Source organism: Hydrogenophaga intermedia (assembly GCF_000723405.1).
Classification (GTDB): domain Bacteria; phylum Pseudomonadota; class Gammaproteobacteria; order Burkholderiales; family Burkholderiaceae_C; genus Hydrogenophaga; species Hydrogenophaga intermedia.
In genome coordinates this window covers 1-17,422 of record NZ_CCAE010000078.1, presented here as the reverse complement: position 1 = coordinate 17,422, position 17,422 = coordinate 1, and the positions used below count along the sequence as shown (strand labels likewise).

17 protein-coding genes are annotated in these 17,422 nt (G+C 67.7%); 11 read left to right on the top strand and 6 right to left on the bottom strand.

All coding sequences use genetic code 11. The features are described from left to right. Positions 1-1,514, top strand: a 1,514-nt coding sequence (locus BN948_RS24010; RefSeq protein ID WP_035624369.1) for an MFS transporter, incomplete at its 5' end; no start/stop codon positions are given. A gap of 29 nt (positions 1,515-1,543) precedes the next feature. Next, positions 1,544-2,308 (top strand): class II glutamine amidotransferase, encoded by a 765-nt coding sequence (locus BN948_RS24005; protein WP_009515604.1) that lies wholly within the window; start codon positions 1,544-1,546, stop codon positions 2,306-2,308. A 13-nt stretch (positions 2,309-2,321) separates the two neighbouring features. On the opposite strand, the gene BN948_RS24000 is transcribed toward BN948_RS24005, so the two are convergent. From BN948_RS24000 to BN948_RS23985, 4 genes are read right to left on the bottom strand one after another with little or no spacing between them, the layout of a single operon-like run. Next, positions 2,322-3,290, bottom strand: a complete 969-nt coding sequence (locus tag BN948_RS24000) for a PDR/VanB family oxidoreductase (RefSeq protein WP_009515602.1) — start codon at positions 3,288-3,290, stop codon at positions 2,322-2,324. Positions 3,291-3,300: 10 nt separating this feature from the next. Next, positions 3,301-4,080 carry an SDR family NAD(P)-dependent oxidoreductase gene (locus BN948_RS23995; protein ID WP_009515600.1) on the bottom strand — a complete coding sequence of 260 codons (780 nt, stop codon included), beginning with the start codon at positions 4,078-4,080 and terminating at the stop codon, positions 3,301-3,303. Positions 4,081-4,088: 8 nt separating this feature from the next. Next, positions 4,089-5,069: a Bug family tripartite tricarboxylate transporter substrate binding protein gene (locus tag BN948_RS23990; RefSeq protein WP_009515598.1), complete on the bottom strand. Its 981-nt coding sequence runs from the start codon at positions 5,067-5,069 to the stop codon at positions 4,089-4,091. Positions 5,070-5,112: 43 nt separating this feature from the next. Next, entirely contained in the window at positions 5,113-6,387 is a 1,275-nt protein-coding gene (locus BN948_RS23985; RefSeq protein ID WP_009515596.1) for an aromatic ring-hydroxylating dioxygenase subunit alpha, read from the bottom strand. Between the two features lie 154 nt (positions 6,388-6,541). Between BN948_RS23985 and BN948_RS23980 the strand changes: the two genes are divergently transcribed. The 4 genes from BN948_RS23980 to BN948_RS23965 all read left to right on the top strand — a co-directional run bounded on the left by BN948_RS23980 (position 6,542) and on the right by BN948_RS23965 (position 10,093). Then, the gene (locus tag BN948_RS23980; RefSeq protein ID WP_009515594.1) at positions 6,542-7,300 is read left to right on the top strand and encodes an IclR family transcriptional regulator; all 759 of its coding nucleotides are present in this window, start codon (positions 6,542-6,544) and stop codon (positions 7,298-7,300) included. Positions 7,301-7,405: 105 nt separating this feature from the next. Beyond that, the gene (locus BN948_RS23975) at positions 7,406-8,431 is read left to right on the top strand and encodes an ABC transporter substrate-binding protein (RefSeq protein WP_009515593.1); all 1,026 of its coding nucleotides are present in this window, start codon (positions 7,406-7,408) and stop codon (positions 8,429-8,431) included. Position 8,432: 1 nt separating this feature from the next. Then, a complete protein-coding gene (locus BN948_RS23970) occupies positions 8,433-9,248 on the top strand; it encodes an ABC transporter ATP-binding protein (protein WP_009515591.1) in 816 nt (271 codons plus the stop codon). 17 nt (positions 9,249-9,265) lie between these two features. Then, positions 9,266-10,093 carry an ABC transporter permease gene (locus tag BN948_RS23965; protein ID WP_009515589.1) on the top strand — a complete coding sequence of 276 codons (828 nt, stop codon included), beginning with the start codon at positions 9,266-9,268 and terminating at the stop codon, positions 10,091-10,093. Positions 10,094-10,133: 40 nt separating this feature from the next. Here BN948_RS23965 and BN948_RS23960 read toward each other — a convergent pair whose 3' ends face one another. After that, the gene (locus tag BN948_RS23960; protein WP_009515587.1) at positions 10,134-11,588 is read right to left on the bottom strand and encodes an N-acyl-D-amino-acid deacylase family protein; all 1,455 of its coding nucleotides are present in this window, start codon (positions 11,586-11,588) and stop codon (positions 10,134-10,136) included. Beyond that, positions 11,581-12,273: a GntR family transcriptional regulator gene (locus tag BN948_RS23955; RefSeq protein WP_035624366.1), complete on the bottom strand. Its 693-nt coding sequence runs from the start codon at positions 12,271-12,273 to the stop codon at positions 11,581-11,583. The genes BN948_RS23960 and BN948_RS23955 overlap by 8 nt, the downstream gene beginning before the upstream one ends. A 216-nt stretch (positions 12,274-12,489) precedes the next feature. On the opposite strand from BN948_RS23955, the gene BN948_RS23950 reads away from it, so the two are divergent. The 5 genes from BN948_RS23950 to BN948_RS23930 are packed head-to-tail and all read left to right on the top strand — an operon-like array spanning position 12,490 to position 17,409. Beyond that, on the top strand, positions 12,490-13,470 hold the full coding sequence (locus BN948_RS23950) for a TRAP transporter substrate-binding protein (RefSeq protein ID WP_236953984.1): 981 nt from the start codon (positions 12,490-12,492) through the stop codon (positions 13,468-13,470). Between the two features lie 12 nt (positions 13,471-13,482). Then, positions 13,483-13,944, top strand: coding sequence for a TRAP transporter small permease (locus BN948_RS23945; RefSeq protein WP_035624363.1), 462 nt, complete (start codon positions 13,483-13,485; stop codon positions 13,942-13,944). After that, positions 13,937-15,214 carry a TRAP transporter large permease gene (locus BN948_RS23940; RefSeq protein ID WP_009515579.1) on the top strand — a complete coding sequence of 426 codons (1,278 nt, stop codon included), beginning with the start codon at positions 13,937-13,939 and terminating at the stop codon, positions 15,212-15,214. Before BN948_RS23945 ends, BN948_RS23940 begins: the two co-directional genes overlap by 8 nt. Positions 15,215-15,229: 15 nt before the next feature. Further along, positions 15,230-16,066, top strand: coding sequence for a class II aldolase/adducin family protein (locus BN948_RS23935; protein ID WP_009515577.1), 837 nt, complete (start codon positions 15,230-15,232; stop codon positions 16,064-16,066). Further along, on the top strand, positions 16,066-17,409 hold the full coding sequence (locus BN948_RS23930; RefSeq protein ID WP_009515575.1) for a D-serine ammonia-lyase: 1,344 nt from the start codon (positions 16,066-16,068) through the stop codon (positions 17,407-17,409). Before BN948_RS23935 ends, BN948_RS23930 begins: the two co-directional genes overlap by 1 nt. The last annotated feature ends 13 nt before the right edge of the window (positions 17,410-17,422 follow it).

Sequence of the window (17,422 nt, the reverse complement as noted above, 5' to 3'; positions counted from 1 at the left end):
CCCCCAACCCCCACGGCCTGCCCGCGCTGCGCGAGCGCTATGGCCCGCGCTACCGCTGGCTGCTGCTGCTGGCGGTGATGGTGGGCACCATGGCGTCCATCATGTCGTCCACCGTGGTCAACGTGGCCATCCCCGACATGAGCCAGCACTTCACGCTCGGCCAGGAACGCGCGCAGTGGGTCACCTCGGGCTTCATGGCGGCGATGACCGTGTCCATGCTGACCACGCCCTGGCTGCTGGCGCGCTACGGCTACCGCGCCACCTACTCGGGTTGCATGTGGCTGCTGCTGGTGGGCGGCGTGGCCGGCGGCCTGGCCAACCACTACCCGCTGGTGCTGGCTGCGCGCGTGGCCGAGGGACTGGCCGCCGGTGTGGTGCAACCCATCCCGGCCATCATCATCCTGCGTGCCTTCGAGCCCAGCGAACAGGGGCGCGCCAGCGGCATCTTCGGCATGGGAGTGGTGCTGGCGCCAGCGCTGGGTCCCAGCATCGGGGGCATCCTGGTCGACTGGTTCGGCTGGCGCTCCATCTTCTTCATGGTGGTGCCGTTCTGCCTCGTCTCGCTGTGGCTGGCGCGCAAGCTGATCCCCACCACCGCCCCGGGCGGCGCAGACGCCAACCGCGCGGGCGCCGCGCTGGACTGGCGCGGCCTGCTGCTGGCCACCGCGGGCACGCTGTGCCTGCTCAATGGCCTGGTCGAGCTGCAGGGCGGTACACCGCTGGTGGCCACCACGCTGCTGATGAGCGCGGTGGCCCTGCTGCTGGTGTTCATCTGGCTCGCGCGGCGCATGCTGCACGCGCACCGCCACGCGCACGGGCCCGAGCCGCTGATGAACCTGAGCCTGTTCGCCGACCGCCGTTTCGCCATGGGCAGTCTGGTGGCCTTCATCTACGGCGTGGCACTGTTCGGCTCCACCTACCTGCTGCCGGTGTACATGCAGATGGGCCTTCAGCTCTCGCCTTCCGTGGTGGGCACGGTGCTGCTGCCCTCGGGCCTGGTGCTGGCCATCAGCATCGCCGCCGTGGGCCGCCTGGCCGACCGCCAGCCCACGCACCGCCTGGTCAGCATCGGCCTGGTGCTGCTGGCGGCCTCGTTCGCACTGATGGTGACGATCCGGCTGGAACAGGCGACGCGCATCATCCCGCTGCTGGTGATCTGGGCCATCGTGGGGCGCATCGGGCTGGGCTTCATCCTGCCCTCGCTCAACATCGGCGCCATGCGCGGCCTGGGCCCGGCCCACATTCCCCAGGGTGCCAGCGTCATCAACTTCCTGCGCATGCTGGGTGGCGCCGCTGGCGTGAGCCTGTGCGGCATCTTTCTTGAGTGGCGCCTGGCGGCGCACGGCGCGCCGCTCGACGCTTCGCCCACCACGCCCGCGCGCATCGCGGCCTTTGACGAAACCTTCCTCATGCTGGCCGGCATCTGTGCGCTGGCCGTGCTGGCCGCCCTGCGCCTGCGGCCCCCCACGCCACCGGTGCCACCACCGCCCGAGCGGCAGACCGGACAGGCCTGAGCCAGCGACGACGAGGCAGAATCCGCCCCATGTGCCAACTGCTCGGCCTCAACTGCGCCACGCCCACCGACGCGTCGTTCAGCTTCACGGGCTTCTGCGACCGCGGCGGCAGAACCGACCACCACGCCGACGGCTGGGGCATCGCCTTTTTCGAAGGCAAGGGTCTGCGCCTGTTCATCGACCACCGCAGCGCGCACGACTCGCCCATGGCGGCCTTCCTGCAGGGCTACCCGCTCAAGAGCCGCAACATCATCGCCCACGTGCGCAAGGCCACGATCGGCGAAGTGGCGCTGGAAAACGCCCACCCCTTCGTGCGCGAGCTGTGGGGCCGTCAATGGGTGTTCGCGCACAACGGGGACCTGAAAGACTACGCGCCGAACCTGCACAGCCACTTCCGCCCCGTGGGCACCACCGACAGCGAGCGCGCCTTCTGCTGGCTGATGCAGGAGCTGGCCAAGTCACACGCCGGCCTGCCCAGCGTGGACGAGCTCACCCGCACCCTGCGCGAGCTGGTGCCGCAGGTGCGCCGTTTCGGCACCTTCAATTTCCTGCTATCCAATGGCGAGGCGCTGTGGGCCCACTGCAGCACGAAGCTGCATTGGCTGGTGCGCCAACACCCCTTCTCGCAGGCCACACTGAAGGACCGCGACTGGACGGTGAACTTCGCCGATCTCAACCAGCCCGGCGACCGCGCGGCCGTGATCGTGACCACACCGCTCACGAGCAACGAGGTGTGGACAGCCTTCGAGCCGGAGGAACTCAAGGTGTTCGTGGATGGGCTGCCGGTGGGCTGAGCCCCGCGCGCCCTCAGGCGTCGAGCACCAACTGCGCCGAGCGGCAGCGGGACACGCAAACCATCATCGATTTGTTCGCCGCGCGCTCGCTCTCCGTGAGGATGCTGTCGCGGTGGTCCACCTCGCCTTCGAGCACGCGCGTCTCGCAGGCGCCGCACAGGCCTTCGCGGCAACTGTGGTCGGGCGACAAGCCGGCCTCCAGCATGGCGTCCAGCACCGAGCAGTCGGCTCGCACCTCGATGCGGCGCGCGCTGCGGCGCAGTTCCACGGTGAAGGCGGCAGCCTCGGCCGCGCCGGCCGGCGCCGGCGCGGCGGCGAAGCGTTCGATGTGCGCGTTCGGCAAGCCCAGCGCCTCGCACGCCGACAGGAAGGCGTCCAACATGGGCCCAGGGCCGCAGGCGTAGAGGTGGCTGTCTTTGGCAAACGGGGTCAGCCGCTCGCGCAGGTCCGGCGGTCCACCGGCCTCGTCGTCGAAGTGCCAGTGCACGCGCAGCGTGGGCGAGGCCAGTTCGTTCAGGCGCTCGACGAAGGCCGCGTCGGCGCGCGAGCGCGCGCAGTAGATGAGATCCGCCGAACGCCCCGAGGCCGACAGGCGCTCCAGCATGCACAGGATGGGTGTGATGCCGATGCCACCGGCCACGAACACCGAGTGCCCGGCCGATTCGTGCAGGGCGAAGTTGTTGCGCGGTGCCGAGATCGTCAGCAACTGCCCCACGCGCAACCGCTCGTGCACGAAGGCCGAGCCGCCGCGGCTCTGACGGTCCTTCAACACGCCCACCACATAGCGCCCCGCCTCACCGGCCGGGTTGAGCAGCGAGTAGCTGCGCACCAGGCCATTGCCCAGGTGCAGGTCGATGTGCGCGCCGGGCTCGTGCGGGGGAAAGACCACATCCGCCTGCTCGGGACGCAGCTCGACGCTCACCACGTCGCGCGCCTCGTAGCGCAGACAGTGGACGCGGGCCTTGAGCGTGGCGGTCGTCATGACAGACACCTCACATGATGTGCAGGCCGCCGTCCACCATCAGCGTGGTGCCGGTGATGAACGAAGCCTCGCCCGAGGCCAGCCACAGGATCGGCGCGGCGATCTCCTCGGGCCGGGCCCAACGGCCGATGAGCGAGCTGTCCTTGCGCTCGGTGCTGAGCTGCTCCACGCTCTTGCCCGCCGCCGAGGCGCGGCCCACGTGGAAGTCCGTCAGCGTGGAGCCCGGGCACACCGCGTTGGCGCGCACGCCATGGGCCGATTCCTCGAACGCCAGCGTGCGCGTGAACGCCAGTTGCGCGGCCTTGGTGGCGTCGTACAGCGCCATGCCCCGGCGGCCGGTGACGGCGTAGCACGAGGACACGTTGACGATGGCGCCCGCGCCCGCGCGGCGCAGCGCCGGCAGCGCGGCCTGGCAGTAGTTGGACATGCCCGCCAGGTTCACCGCCACGATGGCCTGCCAATCGGCGGGCGACACGTCGGCCGCCGGCAGGTAGTTGCGCATGGCCGCGTTGTTGACGAGCGCGTCGAGCGCGCCCCACGCGTCAAGGCACCGCGCCACGGCGGCCTGCGCGCCCGCCGAGTCCGACACATCGGCCGCGATGCCCAGCACACGCGCCTCGGGCTGCGCTTCGAGGATGGCCGCGCGCGTGCGCTCCAGCGCCTGCGAATCGGCGTCCACCATCGCCACCGCCGCGCCCTCGCGGCAGAACAGGGCGGACGCGGCCGCGCCGATGCCGGCGCCCCCGCCCGTGATCAAGGCCACCTTGCCGGCCATTCGCAACGATGCCATGCCCGTTCTCAGTCCAGCTTGATGTTGTTGTCCTGAATGACCTTGCCCCAGCGCTTGATCTCCGAGTTGATCCAGGCGCTGAACTCGCGCGGCGAGCTGGCCACCACCTCGAACTCCATTTCGTGCAGACGGGCCTGGATGTCGGGCGACTTCAGGATCTTCACCATCTCTTCGTTGTAGCGCTTGATGATGTGCGGCGGCGTGCCCGCCGGCGCGAGGAAGCCGATCCACGAGGTGGCCTCGAAGTCCTTCAGGCCCGACTCCGCCAGCGTGGGCACGTCGGGCGTGCTGGGGAAGCGCTTGAGTCCGGTGCTGGCCAGCAGGCGCAGCTTGCCTTCCTTGACGAAGCCCTGCACGTTGCCCGGCACGAAGAAGCCGGTCTGCACCATGCCGGCCACCAGGTCGGACACCGCGGGCGCGGCACCCCGGTAGGGAATGTGCGTGATGTTGAAGCCGGCCTCCGACTTCATCATCTCCATCGTCAGGTGCGAGGCGCTGCCCACCGACACCGAGCCATAGTTCAGCTTCTCCGGGTTGGTCTTGGCGGTGACGATGAATTCCTTGACGCTGGTGATGCCCGTGGCCGGGTTCACCACCAGGTACTGCGGCGCCTTCACCGCCAACGTGATGGGCGCCAGGTCCTTCACCGGGTCGTAGGGCATCTTGCTGAAGAGGCTCACGTTGATGGCGAGCGGCCCGTTGTAGCCCACCAGCAGGTTGTGGCCGTCGGGCGCGGAGCGCACGATGTCCAGCGCGCCGATGTTGCCGCCCGCGCCGCCCTTGTTCTCCACCACGAAGGGCTGGCCGAACACCTCCTGCAGCTTGGGTGCGACGAGGCGCGCGAGCACGTCGTTGGTGCTGCCCACGATGGGCACCATGATGCGCACGGGCTTGGTGGGCTTCCAGTCGGCCGCGTTCTGCGCCCACGAAGGACTGGCGGCGGCCACGCCCAGCAGGGCGGCGGCGAGAAGGGATCGGCGTGGGAACATGTCGTGTCTCCTGTGGTTGGTGGGGTCGAACCGGCTCAGGCCTTCACAGGCTGAACACCGGCTTGTCGATGCTGTTGGCCAGGTGCTCCCTGGCCCAGTCGACGGGGTTCTGCTCCTTGGGCAGCAGCACGCCGGCGGGCCGCACCCGCTGCTGGCTGGCGTCCAGCGCGGGCGGGGTGACGCCCTGTTCGATGCCCATCGCGGCCTCCGACAGCATGCGCCGCGCCATCACGATGGCCTTGTCGGTGGGCAGCAGTTGCTCGGCCTCGTGGTTCTGGATCGGGCCCATGCTTTCCTGCAGTGAGTAGTCCTGCGCGGAGAAGCCGAAGATGCCGCTGTACGAGCGCTTCTCGCGCTGGGCCACGCGGTCCATGCCGTAGTCGTTGTCGCGGTTGGCCTTGGGGACGAAGCTGCCCGGCGCCTCGTACTCCACGTGGATGCCCTGGCCCGCTTCCATGGCCGCGCGCTCCTCGTCCGACAGCGGGCGGAAGGGCTGCCAGTTGATGCTCCAGGCCCAGCAGTGGTAGTCGTCGATGGGCACCCACACGTGACCGCCCAGCGCGTGCTCGCCGAAGGGCGCGATCAGCGTGAACCAGGGGAACAGCCACTGCGTGACGCGCCAGTAATAAGAGTCGGGCTCGCCGTTGCGGCGGCCGAACAGGCCCAGGCCGTAGGGCGTCTTCTCGATCTCGAACACCACGTTGCCGTCGGCCTTGATGTAGTCCAGCGCCTTCACGCCCTGGTGCATCGGGTCGGTGTCGACCTCGTAGCGGTGCACGTAAGACACGTGCGCGGTGTCGATGCCGCCTTCCATGGCCTGCAGCCAGTTGCTGTACTGCAGCCGCTTGGAGACGAACACGTGGCTGTCGGGCAGGGTGCACCACTCGATCTCGGGTGGCGCGGGCTGGTGCTCGACCGGGCCCATGTAGGCCCAGACGATGCCGCCACGCTCCACGCAGGGGTAGCCCTTGATGTGCATGCGGGCGCAGGACTGGGGCGAGGACGGCACGTCCACGCATTTCCCGTCGCCGTCGAACTTGACGCCGTGGTACGCGCAGCGGATGCCGTTCTCCTCGTTGCGGCCGAAGTACAGCGACACACCACGGTGCGAGCAGAACTCGCTGATGAGGCAGGCCTTGCCGTCAGTGTTGCGAAAGGCCAGCAGCTTCTCGCCCAGCAGTTGCACGCGCACCTGCGGGCCGTCGGCCTCGGGGATCTCCTTCGAGGCCAGCGCGGGCACCCAGTAGCGGCGCAGCAGTTCACCCATGCGGGTACCGGGGCCGACACGGGTCAGCGTTTCGGACATTTCCTTGTTCATCCAACATCTCCTGCGGGGTCGCTGTCCTCGTGGCGGACAGATGGATCATTATGTGGACACACTTGATCTGTGTCAACAGATGATCCACATGTCCATCAGACGGACAATCTGGCTGCGTAACATCGACGATCAGCGAGTCATCAGGGGCAGAACCATGGAAACGGCCGAAAAAGCAGGAGAAGGTGTCCGCGCAGTGGACAGGGCGCTGGACATCCTGATGGCCTTCACGGCCACCGACCACCGCCTGACGGCGGGCGAACTGGCCAGGCGCGTGGATTTGAGCCGCCCCACGCTGTACCGCCTGCTGCGCACGCTGGAGCACAAGGGCTTCATCGTGTCCTCGGGCGAGCCGCAGCGCTTCGAACTGGGCCCGTCGGTGGCCCACCTGGCGCACGTGTGGGGCGCGGGGCTGGACATCGCCACCGTGGCGCAGCCCATGATGCGGCGCCTGTGGGAAGCCACGGGCGAGACCGTCTCGTTGCTGGTGCACCAGGGCGCCATCCGCACCTGCGTGGCCGAGTTGCCCAGCGCCCAGCCGCTGAGCTTCAAGCGCGGCGTGGGCTACAGCACCGACGTGACCCTGGGCGCCAGCGGCCGCGTGATCCTGGCGCACGTGGCCGCGCCCGAGACCTACCTGGGCGGCGATGGCGCGCGCGACATGGACCTCGTGGCCTACCTCGACCGCTTGCGGACCATCCGCGAGCAGGGCTACGAAATCAGCCGCGACGAACTCATCAAGGGCGCCGTGGCCATGGCCGTGCCCTACTTCGGCGGCGACGGCCAGGTGAAGGGCTCGCTGGCGGTGTTCGGCCCCGGCGTGCGCGTGGACGAGGAGCGCGTGCGCGCGATCGTGGCGGTGCTGAAGGAAGAAGGCGCGCGGCTGTCGGCCGCGCTGGGCCACCGCGCACGCTAGGGCAATCCCCCACCCCGCCCGGCTCGGCGGGTACACCCCCCGGTCTATCATCGACGGGCACCCATCCCGGCGGGACCACCCGCCTTCGCCTTCAGGAGACAAGACATGCAACGACGCCACTTCGTCGCCGGCGGCCTCGCCGCCGCCAGCCTGCCCCGCTTCGCCCTCGCGCAAGGCCTCGAGAAGCCCAAGTGCACCATCGCCGTCGGCGGCAAGAACCTCTTCTATTACCTGCCGCTCACCATCGCCGAGCAGTTGGGCTACTTCAAGGACGAGGGCCTGGACCTCACCATCGTCGACTTCGCCGGTGGCTCGCGCGCCCTGCAGGCCGTGGTGGGCGGCAGCGCCGACGTGGTGTCGGGCGCCTTCGAGCACACGGTGAACATGCAGTTCAAGGGCCAGCCCATGCGCGCCTTCGTGCTGCAGGGCCTGGCGCCGCAGATCGTGCTGGGCGTGAACCCCAAGACCATGGCCAACTTCAAGTCCGTGGCCGACCTCAAGGGCAAGAAGATCGGCGTGACCGCGCCGGGCAGCTCCACCAATGTGCTGGTCAACTTCGTGCTGGCCAAGGCGGGCTTGAAGCCCAGCGACGTGAGCATCGTCGGCGTGGGCGCGAGCAACGGTGCCGTGGCCGCCATGCGCGCGGGCCAGATCGACGCCATCAGCAACCTCGACCCGGTCATCACCCTGCTGCAGCGCTCGGGCGACCTGAAGATCGTCTCCGATACGCGCATCGTGAGCGAGGCCGAGAAGGTCTTCGGCGGCCCCATGCCGGCCGGCTGCCTGTACTGCCCCCAATCCTTCATCGACAAGAACCCCAACACCGTGCAGGCCATGGCCAACGCCTTGGTGCGCGCCAACAAGTGGATCCAGAAAGCCGGCCCGGGCGACATCATCAAGGTGGTGCCCGAGAGCTACCTGCTGGGCGACCGCGCGGTCTACATCGACGGATTCCTGGCCGCGCAGAAGGCGCTGTCGCCCGACGGCACCTTCCCCGCCAAAGGCTCCGAGACCGCCTTCCGCGCCCTGGGCAGCGTGGACCCGGCGATCGCCAAGGCCAAGCTCGACCTGAACGCGGTCTACACCAACAGCTTCGCGCAGAAGGCCAACAACAAGTACCCGAAAGGATGAGATGAGCTCGGCAGCGATCGATCTGCAGGGGGTCGCCTGCACCTTCGTCAGCAAGGACGCCCCCGGCCAGCGCTACACCGCGGTCGAGGGCGTGGACCTCCAGGTGCAAGCGGGCGAGTTCGTCAGCGTGGTAGGCCCCACCGGCTGCGGCAAGAGCACGCTGCTCAACGTCGCGGCCGGCCTGCTGGAGCCCAGCAAGGGCAGCGCGCGCATCTTCGGTGAGCCGCTCACGGGCATCAACACGCGCGCGGGCTACATGTTCCAGAGCGAAAGCCTCATGCCCTGGCGCACCGGCATCCAGAACGTGATGGCCGGCCTGCAGTTCCGCGGCGTGCCCGAGCGCCAGGCCCGCGAGCAGGCCGACGACTGGCTGCGCCGCGTGGGCCTGGGCGGCTTCGGCGACCGCTACCCGCACCAGATGAGCGGCGGCATGCGCAAGCGCACCTCGTTGGCGCAAACGCTGGTGCTCGACCCCGACATCATCCTCATGGACGAGCCCTTCTCCGCGCTGGACATCCAGACGCGGCAGTTGATGGAGAACGAGGTACTGCAACTCTGGGCGGAAAAGAAAAAAGCGGTCCTGTTCATCACGCACGACCTCGACGAGGCCATCGCCATGAGCGACCGCGTGGTGGTGATGTCGGCCGGCCCGGCCAGCCGCCCCATCGGCGACTTTGCCATCGACATCCCGCGTCCGCGCGACGTGGCCGAGGTGAAGACCACGCCGCGCTTCCTCGAGCTGCACGCCGCCATCTGGGCCGTGTTGCGCGATGAGGTGCTCAAGGGTTACCAGCAACAACTGCGCAAGGTCGCCTGAGGGCGGCCCTTCATCCGATGTGGAAGTTCCTCAAGCCCCGCCCGGGCAACCTCACGCTGTGGCAACTCGCGCTGCTGGTGCTCATCTTCGTGTTCTGGCACGTGATGACCACGCCCGGCCTGGTGCCCACCTTCATGTTCGACAACGACCGCCAGGCGGCGTTCTTCTTCGGCGAACCGCTGAAGATCTTCGTGCGCATCTGGGCCTGGTTCGTCGGCGACGCCGACATCTACGTGCACCTGTGGATCACGCTGGCCGAGACCCTGATGGCCTTCGGCATCGGCGCCGTCACGGGCCTGGCGGGCGGACTGTGGCTGGCGCTGTCGCCCATGGCCTCGGCCATTCTGGAGCCCTACATCAAGGCGCTCAACTCCATGCCCCGCATCATCCTGGCACCCATCTTCGCGGTGTGGTTCGGCCTGGGCATGGGCTCCAAGGTGGCGCTGGGCGTCACGCTGGTGTTCTTCATCGTCTTCTTCAACGTCTACCAGGGCGTGAAGGAAGTGAGCCCGGTGGTGCTGGCCAACGCACGCATGCTGGGCGCCAGCCAGAAGCAGTTGCTGCGCCACGTCTACCTGCCCAGCGCCACGAGCTGGGTGTTCAGCTCGCTGCACACCAGCGTGGGCCTGGCCTTCGTGGGCGCGGTGGTGGGCGAGTACCTCGGCTCATCGCAAGGCGTGGGCTACCTCATCCTGCAGGCCGAGGGGCAGTTCGACATCAACACGGTGATGGCGGGCATCCTGGTGCTCACCGCCTTCGCGCTCGTTCTCGACGCGATGGTGGGACGCATCGAGAAACGGCTGATGAAGTGGCAGCCGAAGGCGGGGGAGACGGAGAAGCTGTGAGCGTCCGGCCCGCGGCCGGACAGCGGTGGGTGGCGCGGCCTCAGTCGGGTCTTCGCAGGACCTGGCCAGGACGCGCCCCGGTGGCCTGACCGTCCGCGTACACCTTGCGCCCGTTGACAAACACCGACCGGATGCCGCGCGCCGGGGTCGCCGGCGCATCGAAGTTGGCGGTGTCGATGATGTCGTCGGCGCTGAACAGAACCATGTCGGCAAACGCACCTTCGCGGATCTCGCCACGGTCCACCAGCCCGAAATACCGGGCGGACATGCCCGTCATCTTGTGCACGGCGGTCTCCAGCGGGAACAGTTTCAGGTCGCGCGAGTAGTGTCCCAGCACGCGGGGGAAGGTCCCCCACAGGCGCGGATGCGGATGGGTGTCGCTCGGCAAGCCATCCGAACCGATCATGCTGCGCGGGTGCTTGAGGATGGTCTGCACGTCGGCCTCGTCCATCATGAAGTAGATGCCCCCCGCGGGTTGAAGCCGATCGGCCATTGCCTTCATGCTCAGGCCGCGCTCCGCCGCGAGTTCGGCGAGGTCACGCCCCGCCGCCGCGGGCTCGGCCTGCGACCAACTGATGCGGATGCGGCTCGCATCGGAAAACTTCTCGACGTCGAGCACGCTCGACGCGGCGTCGTAGGGGTACACGTCCAGCCCCGTGGGGTGCCGGGCGTTCGCCTCGTCGATGAGCGCCAGCGTTTCTGGCGCGCGGCCAAAGTTGCGCGTGCCGCAGCACTTGTGGTGCGACACGACCACCGGAACGCCCGTCTCGCGGCCGATGCGGAAGGTCTCTCGCAGCGACTCGTCGATGTGGTCCGCTTCGTTGCGCATGTGGGTGGTGTAGAGCGCGCGCGGCCGGCCCCGCATGGCCTCGGTGATCGCGATCACCTCTTCCGTGCTGGATGCATCGGCCGTCCGGTAGAACAGGCCGGTCGACAGGCCGATCGCACCCGCATCGAGGCTGGCTTCGAGCAGGCGGCGCATGGCGGAGATTTCGCCCGGCGTGGCCGGGCGGCGCAGATCGCTCATGGTGGCCACGCGCAAGGTCGAGTGCCCCACCTGGGCCGCGACGTTCACCGCCGCAGGTTCGGCCGACAGGTAGGCCAGGTAGTCGGCAAAACGCGCGAAGAAGGCGCGCGGATCGCCGCTGAGCAGGTCCAGCGGCGGCGGCGGCCGCTGCTCCAGCGACAAGGGGGCCAGGCTCACCCCGCAATTGCCGGTGACCACCGTGGTCACGCCCTGGCTGATCTTGCACAGGTGGATCGGGTCGTCGATCACCACGCGATCGTCGTGTGTGTGCACGTCGATGAAGCCGGGAGCGAGCACCTGGCCTTTGGCGTTGATCTCCATCGGTGCGCGCCCCTCGATGCGGTCTGCCACCATCACGATGCGGTCGCCACGCACGGCCACGTCGGCCACGCGTGCGGCAGCGCCAGTGCCATCCATCACCGTCGCCTGGCGAATCACCAGATCGGGCACCGCCGAGGCGTCAGTCATGCGTGGTCTCCTTGTTGGTGAACATGCCCACCAGAAAACTGGTGGCCTCGACGAAATGGCGGTCCAGCCCCTTGAGCGCGCGCGCCTCGTCGCGGTTGGCAATACCTTCCATCACGTCTTCGTGTTGGCGTCGGAATCCCTCGGCCGACAGATGCGGCCCGCCGGCGTGCGCCATGTACAGCAGCATCTTGTGTTCGATGAGCGCGAAGTGCCGCGACAGCAGGCTGTGGTGCGCCATGGCCACGATCTGCTGGTGCATGGCGAGGTCCAGGTGGTACGCCAGGCCGACGTCCTGGTTGGCGGCGGCGGCCAGTGCGCGCTCGTACCGCGCTCTCAACTCGGCGACTTCGGCATCGGAGGCGTGCACGATCGCCTGCCGCACGGCAAGCTGCTCGAGTGACTCGCGGATGGTTTCCAGCTCCTCGGCCCCGCGCACCGTCACCGGCATCACGATGGTGCCGCGAAAGCTCTCCTGTTCCAGGAGTCCTTCCTGGATCAAGGTCTGCAGGGCCGCGCGCACCGTGCTGCGGCTCAGGTTCAGTCCTTCGGCCACCTTGGTCTCCACCACCCGCTCCCCAGGCATGAACAGGCCGTTGAGGATGGACCGCACGATGGCCTGCTTCGCTTGATGCTGCAGGCTGTCGCGGCTCACGGGGGCCAGGTCGGACAGGGGGCTTGCGTCCATTTCAAAGCTCACGGTTTCTCCTTTGGCGCGGCCTTTTCATGGCCACGGAGCGGGCGGATTATGCCCAAGGGAACCGCCTCTTGTCGACAGTTAACATGCAACAGTTGACAGTTAACATTGACGACACATAGGATGGCGCCGCATTCCACCCCTCCCCACACCACCACAGAGGTACCCATGAGAACTTTTTCCGGTCTGAGGCGTGATGCCTTGAAAGTGGCGGCCGTCGCCTGTGCACTGGGTCTGGCCGGCCCCGTCTGGGCGGCGAAGCACGTGATCAAGGTCTCGCACGCGGTCACCGTGAACCACCCGGGCCACAAGGCCATGCTCAAGTTCAAGGAGAAGGTGGAGGCCGAATCGAAAGGGCAGATCGAGGTACGCATCTTTCATTCCAGTCAGCTCGCCGGCCAGCGCGAAGGCGTCGAAGGCCTGCAGGCCGGGTCGATCGAAATCACCCTGACGCCCAACGGCGTTGCGGCCGCCTTCGACCCGACCTTTGCCCTGCTCGACATCCCGTTCCAGTTCGACAGCGCGGCGCACGCGCGCAAGTTCCTGGACAACGGCGGAGAGAAGATGCTGTTCGCCAACCTTGGCAAGGTGGGCCTGGTGGGCCTCGCGGCCTGGGAACAGGGCTTTCGCAACCTGGCCACGGTGAAGGCCCCGGCCATGAAGGCCGCCGACATGCAGGGCCTGAAGCTGCGCACCATGGAAGCGCCGCTGCACATCACGGCCTGGAAGGCCGTGGGCGCCAACCCCACGCCCATCGGCTGGGCCCAGGTCTACACCTCGCTGCAGCAAGGAATCATCGACGGCGTCGAGAACCCCAGCTACATCTTCTCGCAGACCCCCGTGCACGAGCAGCTCAAGTTCCTCACGCTCACCAAGCACATCTACGACCCGATCCTGGTGCTGGGCTCCAAGGCATTTTTCGACAAGCTGCCCGCCGATCTGCGAACCCTCGTATTCAACTCGCTGAGTTCGCTCACGCCGCTGGAGCGCCAGTACGTCGACGAAGACGTCGTCAAGGCAGAAACCAGGGATCTGCCGGGCTTCGGCGTGAAAGTCATGGACATGCCGGCCGCCAACATGGCCGAGCTGGCCAAGGCCTCGCAACCGCCTGTGATCAAGGACGTGGAACGCCGCGTGGGCGCCCCCGCGCTGCAGGCCTGGCAGTCCGCCGTCAACGCCGCTCGCTGAAAGCATTGAGCCATGGCTCATCTGGCCAGTCTCTATCGCGGCATCGTCGGCATCGCCACCCTGGTGGTGGCCGGCCTTCTGATCGCTCAGGTGTTCTTCCGCTACGTGCTGGGCAGTTCGCTCGCATGGGGTGAAGAGGTTTCCACCTTCCTGATGATCTGGGCAGGCCTGCTGGGTGCGGCGACGCTGGCGGCGCAAGACCGCTACATCGCCTTCTCCGCCATCAAGGACAGCCGACGCCCCTGGCTGCGCAAGGCCAGCCGCACGCTGGCCTCGCTGGCGGCCATCGGCTTCGCGCTGCTCCTCGTGATCAATGGGTCGCGTGTGTCATTCCTTGCAGAGTTTTCGCCCAGATCGTCCGCGGCCGAAATCCCGCTGAACTGGGTGTATGCGGTGTTTCCGATCGCCGGGCTCATCGTCATCGGTGGTGCGCTGCTGCGTCTCCTGCACATCTGGCGAGGTCGCGATGAATGAAGCCATGGCGCTGTTGCTGCTGGTCGGGGGCGTGCTGCTGCTGCTGGGCGCACCCATCTGGGCCACCATCGGGCTCGCCTCGGCGAGCTACATCTGGGTGCAGGGATTCCCCACCAACCTGATCGTGCAGCGCATGTTCAACAACATGGACTCGTTCCTGCTGTTGGCCGTGCCCATGTTCATGCTGGCCGGTGAGGTCATGAACACCTCCGGTCTGACGGCGCGCCTGCTCGATCTGGCGCACGTGCTGTTGCGCCGCCTGCGCGCGGGTCTGGCCATGGCCAACCTGGGCACCAACATGATGATGGCGGGCATCTCGGGTTCGGCCCTGGCGGACGCCTCCGCCCTGACGGCGCTGATGAAGCCCAAGATGGTCGAGCAAGGCTACCGCGCATCCTTCGTGGCCGCGCTCACCGCCGCCGGCTCCATCGTGGCGCCCATCATTCCGCCCAGCATCACCTTCATCCTGTTCTCGGTGCTGGCCGACGTGTCGGTGATCGACCTCTTCATGGCGGGCATCTTGCCCGGCGTGGTGATCGTCGTCTTCCAGATGTTCACGGTCAACATCCTGTCGCGACGCGGGCGCATCCCCGCCCACGACGCCGCGCCGGCCCTGAAGACCGGCGTCGCGCTCAGGCGAGCGATTCCGGTGCTGATCCTGCCGATCATCATCGTGGGCGGCATCCGTGGCGGCGTGTTCACGCCCATCGAAGGCGCCGCGGTGGCCCTGGCCTATGCATTGGCTTTGGCCGTGCTGATGCGTCGCATCCGCGCCGATCAGCTGTTGCACCTCTCCTGGGACGTGGCCAAGGGTATGGGCGAGATCCTGCTGATGATCGGCTCGGCCAGCCTGCTGGCCTGGGTCATCGTGGCCGAGCAGATCCCCGCGGGCGTGGCCTCGACGATGCTGAGCGTGACATCCGACCCGCTGATGCTGCTGATCATCATCAACGTGCTGCTGTTGCTCGTGGGAATGGTGCTCGACAACTTCGCCGCGATGGTGATCTTCGTGCCCATCCTGATGCCGGTGGTGCAGCAGTACGGCATCGACCCGGTGCACTTCGGCGTGATCGTCAACGTCAACCTCATGATCGGCTCCATCACGCCACCGGTTGGCCTGTCCCTGTTCGTCACCAGCCGCGTCGCGGGTGTGTCTTTCGAGAGTTCGGTGAAAGAGATCCTTCCCTTCATCGCCGCCTCTCTGCTCGCTCTGGGTGTCATCACCTACGTGCCGGCCCTGTCCCTGGCCATCCCCGGCCTGCTCAAGTAGTCCTCTGGAGACATCGTGCTTTCCACCCGTTCTTCCTCATCCACCGAGACCATCAAGGTCGAGGAAAAAAGCAATGCCATGGCCGAGCGCATGCCCGACATCCCGAACCCGGACCCGGCGCGCTACTCCGCCGGCGAATGGCAGACGCGCGTCGATCTGGCGGCGGCCTACCGCCTCATCGCCACCCTCAACATGGACGATGCGATCTTCACGCACATCTCGGTTCGCATTCCCGACACCGACGTGCCCACCTTCCTCATCAATCCCTACGGCATGATGTTCGAGGAAGTCACCGCCACCTCGCTCGTCAAGATCGACGTCAATGGCCACAAGATCTGCGACTCTCCCTGGCCGGTGAACCCCGCGGGTTTCGACATCCACAGCGCCGTGCACACGCGCAGCCCCAATGCGCACTGCGTCATCCACACGCATTCCCTGGCCGGCATGACGGTGGCCTCCATGCCCGAGGGCCTGCTGCCGCTCAACCAGATGTCGCTGCACTTCTACAAGCGCATCGGCCGCTACTCGTACGACACCATCCACTTTCCCGAGCACGAGAAGGACCGGCTGGTGGCCTGCATCGCCGACCACCCCGCGCTGATCATGGAGTCGCACGGCATGATGACCTGCGGCCCCACCGTGGCCGACGCCTTCTTCTACATGTACTACCTTGAGAAGGCCTGCCGCATCCAGGTGCAGGTCATGGCCGGTGCACGCCCCCACATCCCCATGCGCGACGAGGTGGCCGAGGAAGGCCGCGCCCTGTTCGAAGACCGCCACGAACAAAAGCGCTTCATGTGGGCCGCCTTCGTGCGCAAACTCCACCGCGACGCACCCGACTTCGCCTGCTGATGGCCGCCTCCTCTGAACACCTCCCCGATGCCGCCGCCCGCATCGGGCCGGCTCTCTTGACCCGGCTGCGTGAGCGCGAGCCGCTGCTGTGGGTGAACCCCCACGCCGAGTCCATGGCCGCCGGTGCCGGCGCGCTGGAAGCCGGCTTCGACATCGCCGCTGCGGCCGCGCGCTTCAACCGCTTTCGCGGTCTCATGCGTGCGCTGTTCCCGGCGCTGGAGCCACTCGATGGCCGCGTGGAGTCCGGGTTGCTGCCGCTATCGCGCTTTTCCGCTCTGCTCGGAGGGCAAGGTGCCTGGTTCCTCAAAGGCGACCACGCGCTGCCGGTGGCGGGCTCGGTCAAGGCGCGGGGGGGCTTTCACGAGGTGCTGGCGCACGCGGAACGCCTGGCCACCGCGCACGGCCTGCTGCAGCCGGGGCAAGACCCGATCGTGCTGCAACAGCCCGCCGCACGCGCCGTCTTCTCGCGGCACACCATCTCGGTGGGCAGCACGGGCAACCTGGGCCTGGGCATCGGACTCATCGCCGCCGGCCTGGGCTTTCAGGCCGAAGTGCACATGTCCGCCGATGCCAAGGAATGGAAGAAGCGGCGCCTGCGCGAGCGGGGCATCCGCGTCGTCGAACACGCCGGCGATTTCGCCGACGCACTGGAGGGCGGCCGCCAGCGCGCCGCCACTGACCCGAGCGTGCACTTCGTGGACGACGAGCGCTCGGCCGAGCTCTTCCTGGGATATGCGGTCGCCGCACAGGAACTCGCGCGACAGCTCGACGCGATCGGCCGCACGCCCAGTCGCGAGCGACCGCTGTTCGTGCACCTGCCCTGCGGCGTGGGCGGCTCACCCGGCGGCATCACCTACGGGCTCAAGGCCTTGTTCGGCGACGCGGTACACACCTTCTTCGCGGAGCCGGTGGCCGCGCCCTGCATGCTGGTGCAACTGGCCGCCAGCGGCCAGGGCCCGCTCTCGGTCTACGACATCGGTCTGGACAACAAGACCGATGCCGATGGCCTGGCCGTGGCGCAGGCCTCGCACCTGGTGGCGCCGATGATGAAGCGCAGGCTCAGTGGCGTCTTCACGGTGCGCGACGACGACCTGCTGCGCGACGTGTGCCGCCTCCAGCGCACGGAGGGCTTGCTGCTCGAACCGTCGGCCATCGCGGCAGCGCGCGGTCCCTTGTTCCTCGCGCAGTCCGAGGCTGGCCGCGCCTATCTGGACGCCCACGGCCTGCGGTCCTGCCACTCGAATGCCACCCACGTCATCTGGGCAACGGGAGGCTCACTCGTACCGGCAGAAGAGCATGCGCGATACCAGGCGAAGGGCGCCGAACTGCTGGGCAGCGGATAAACCAGGGGTGGGT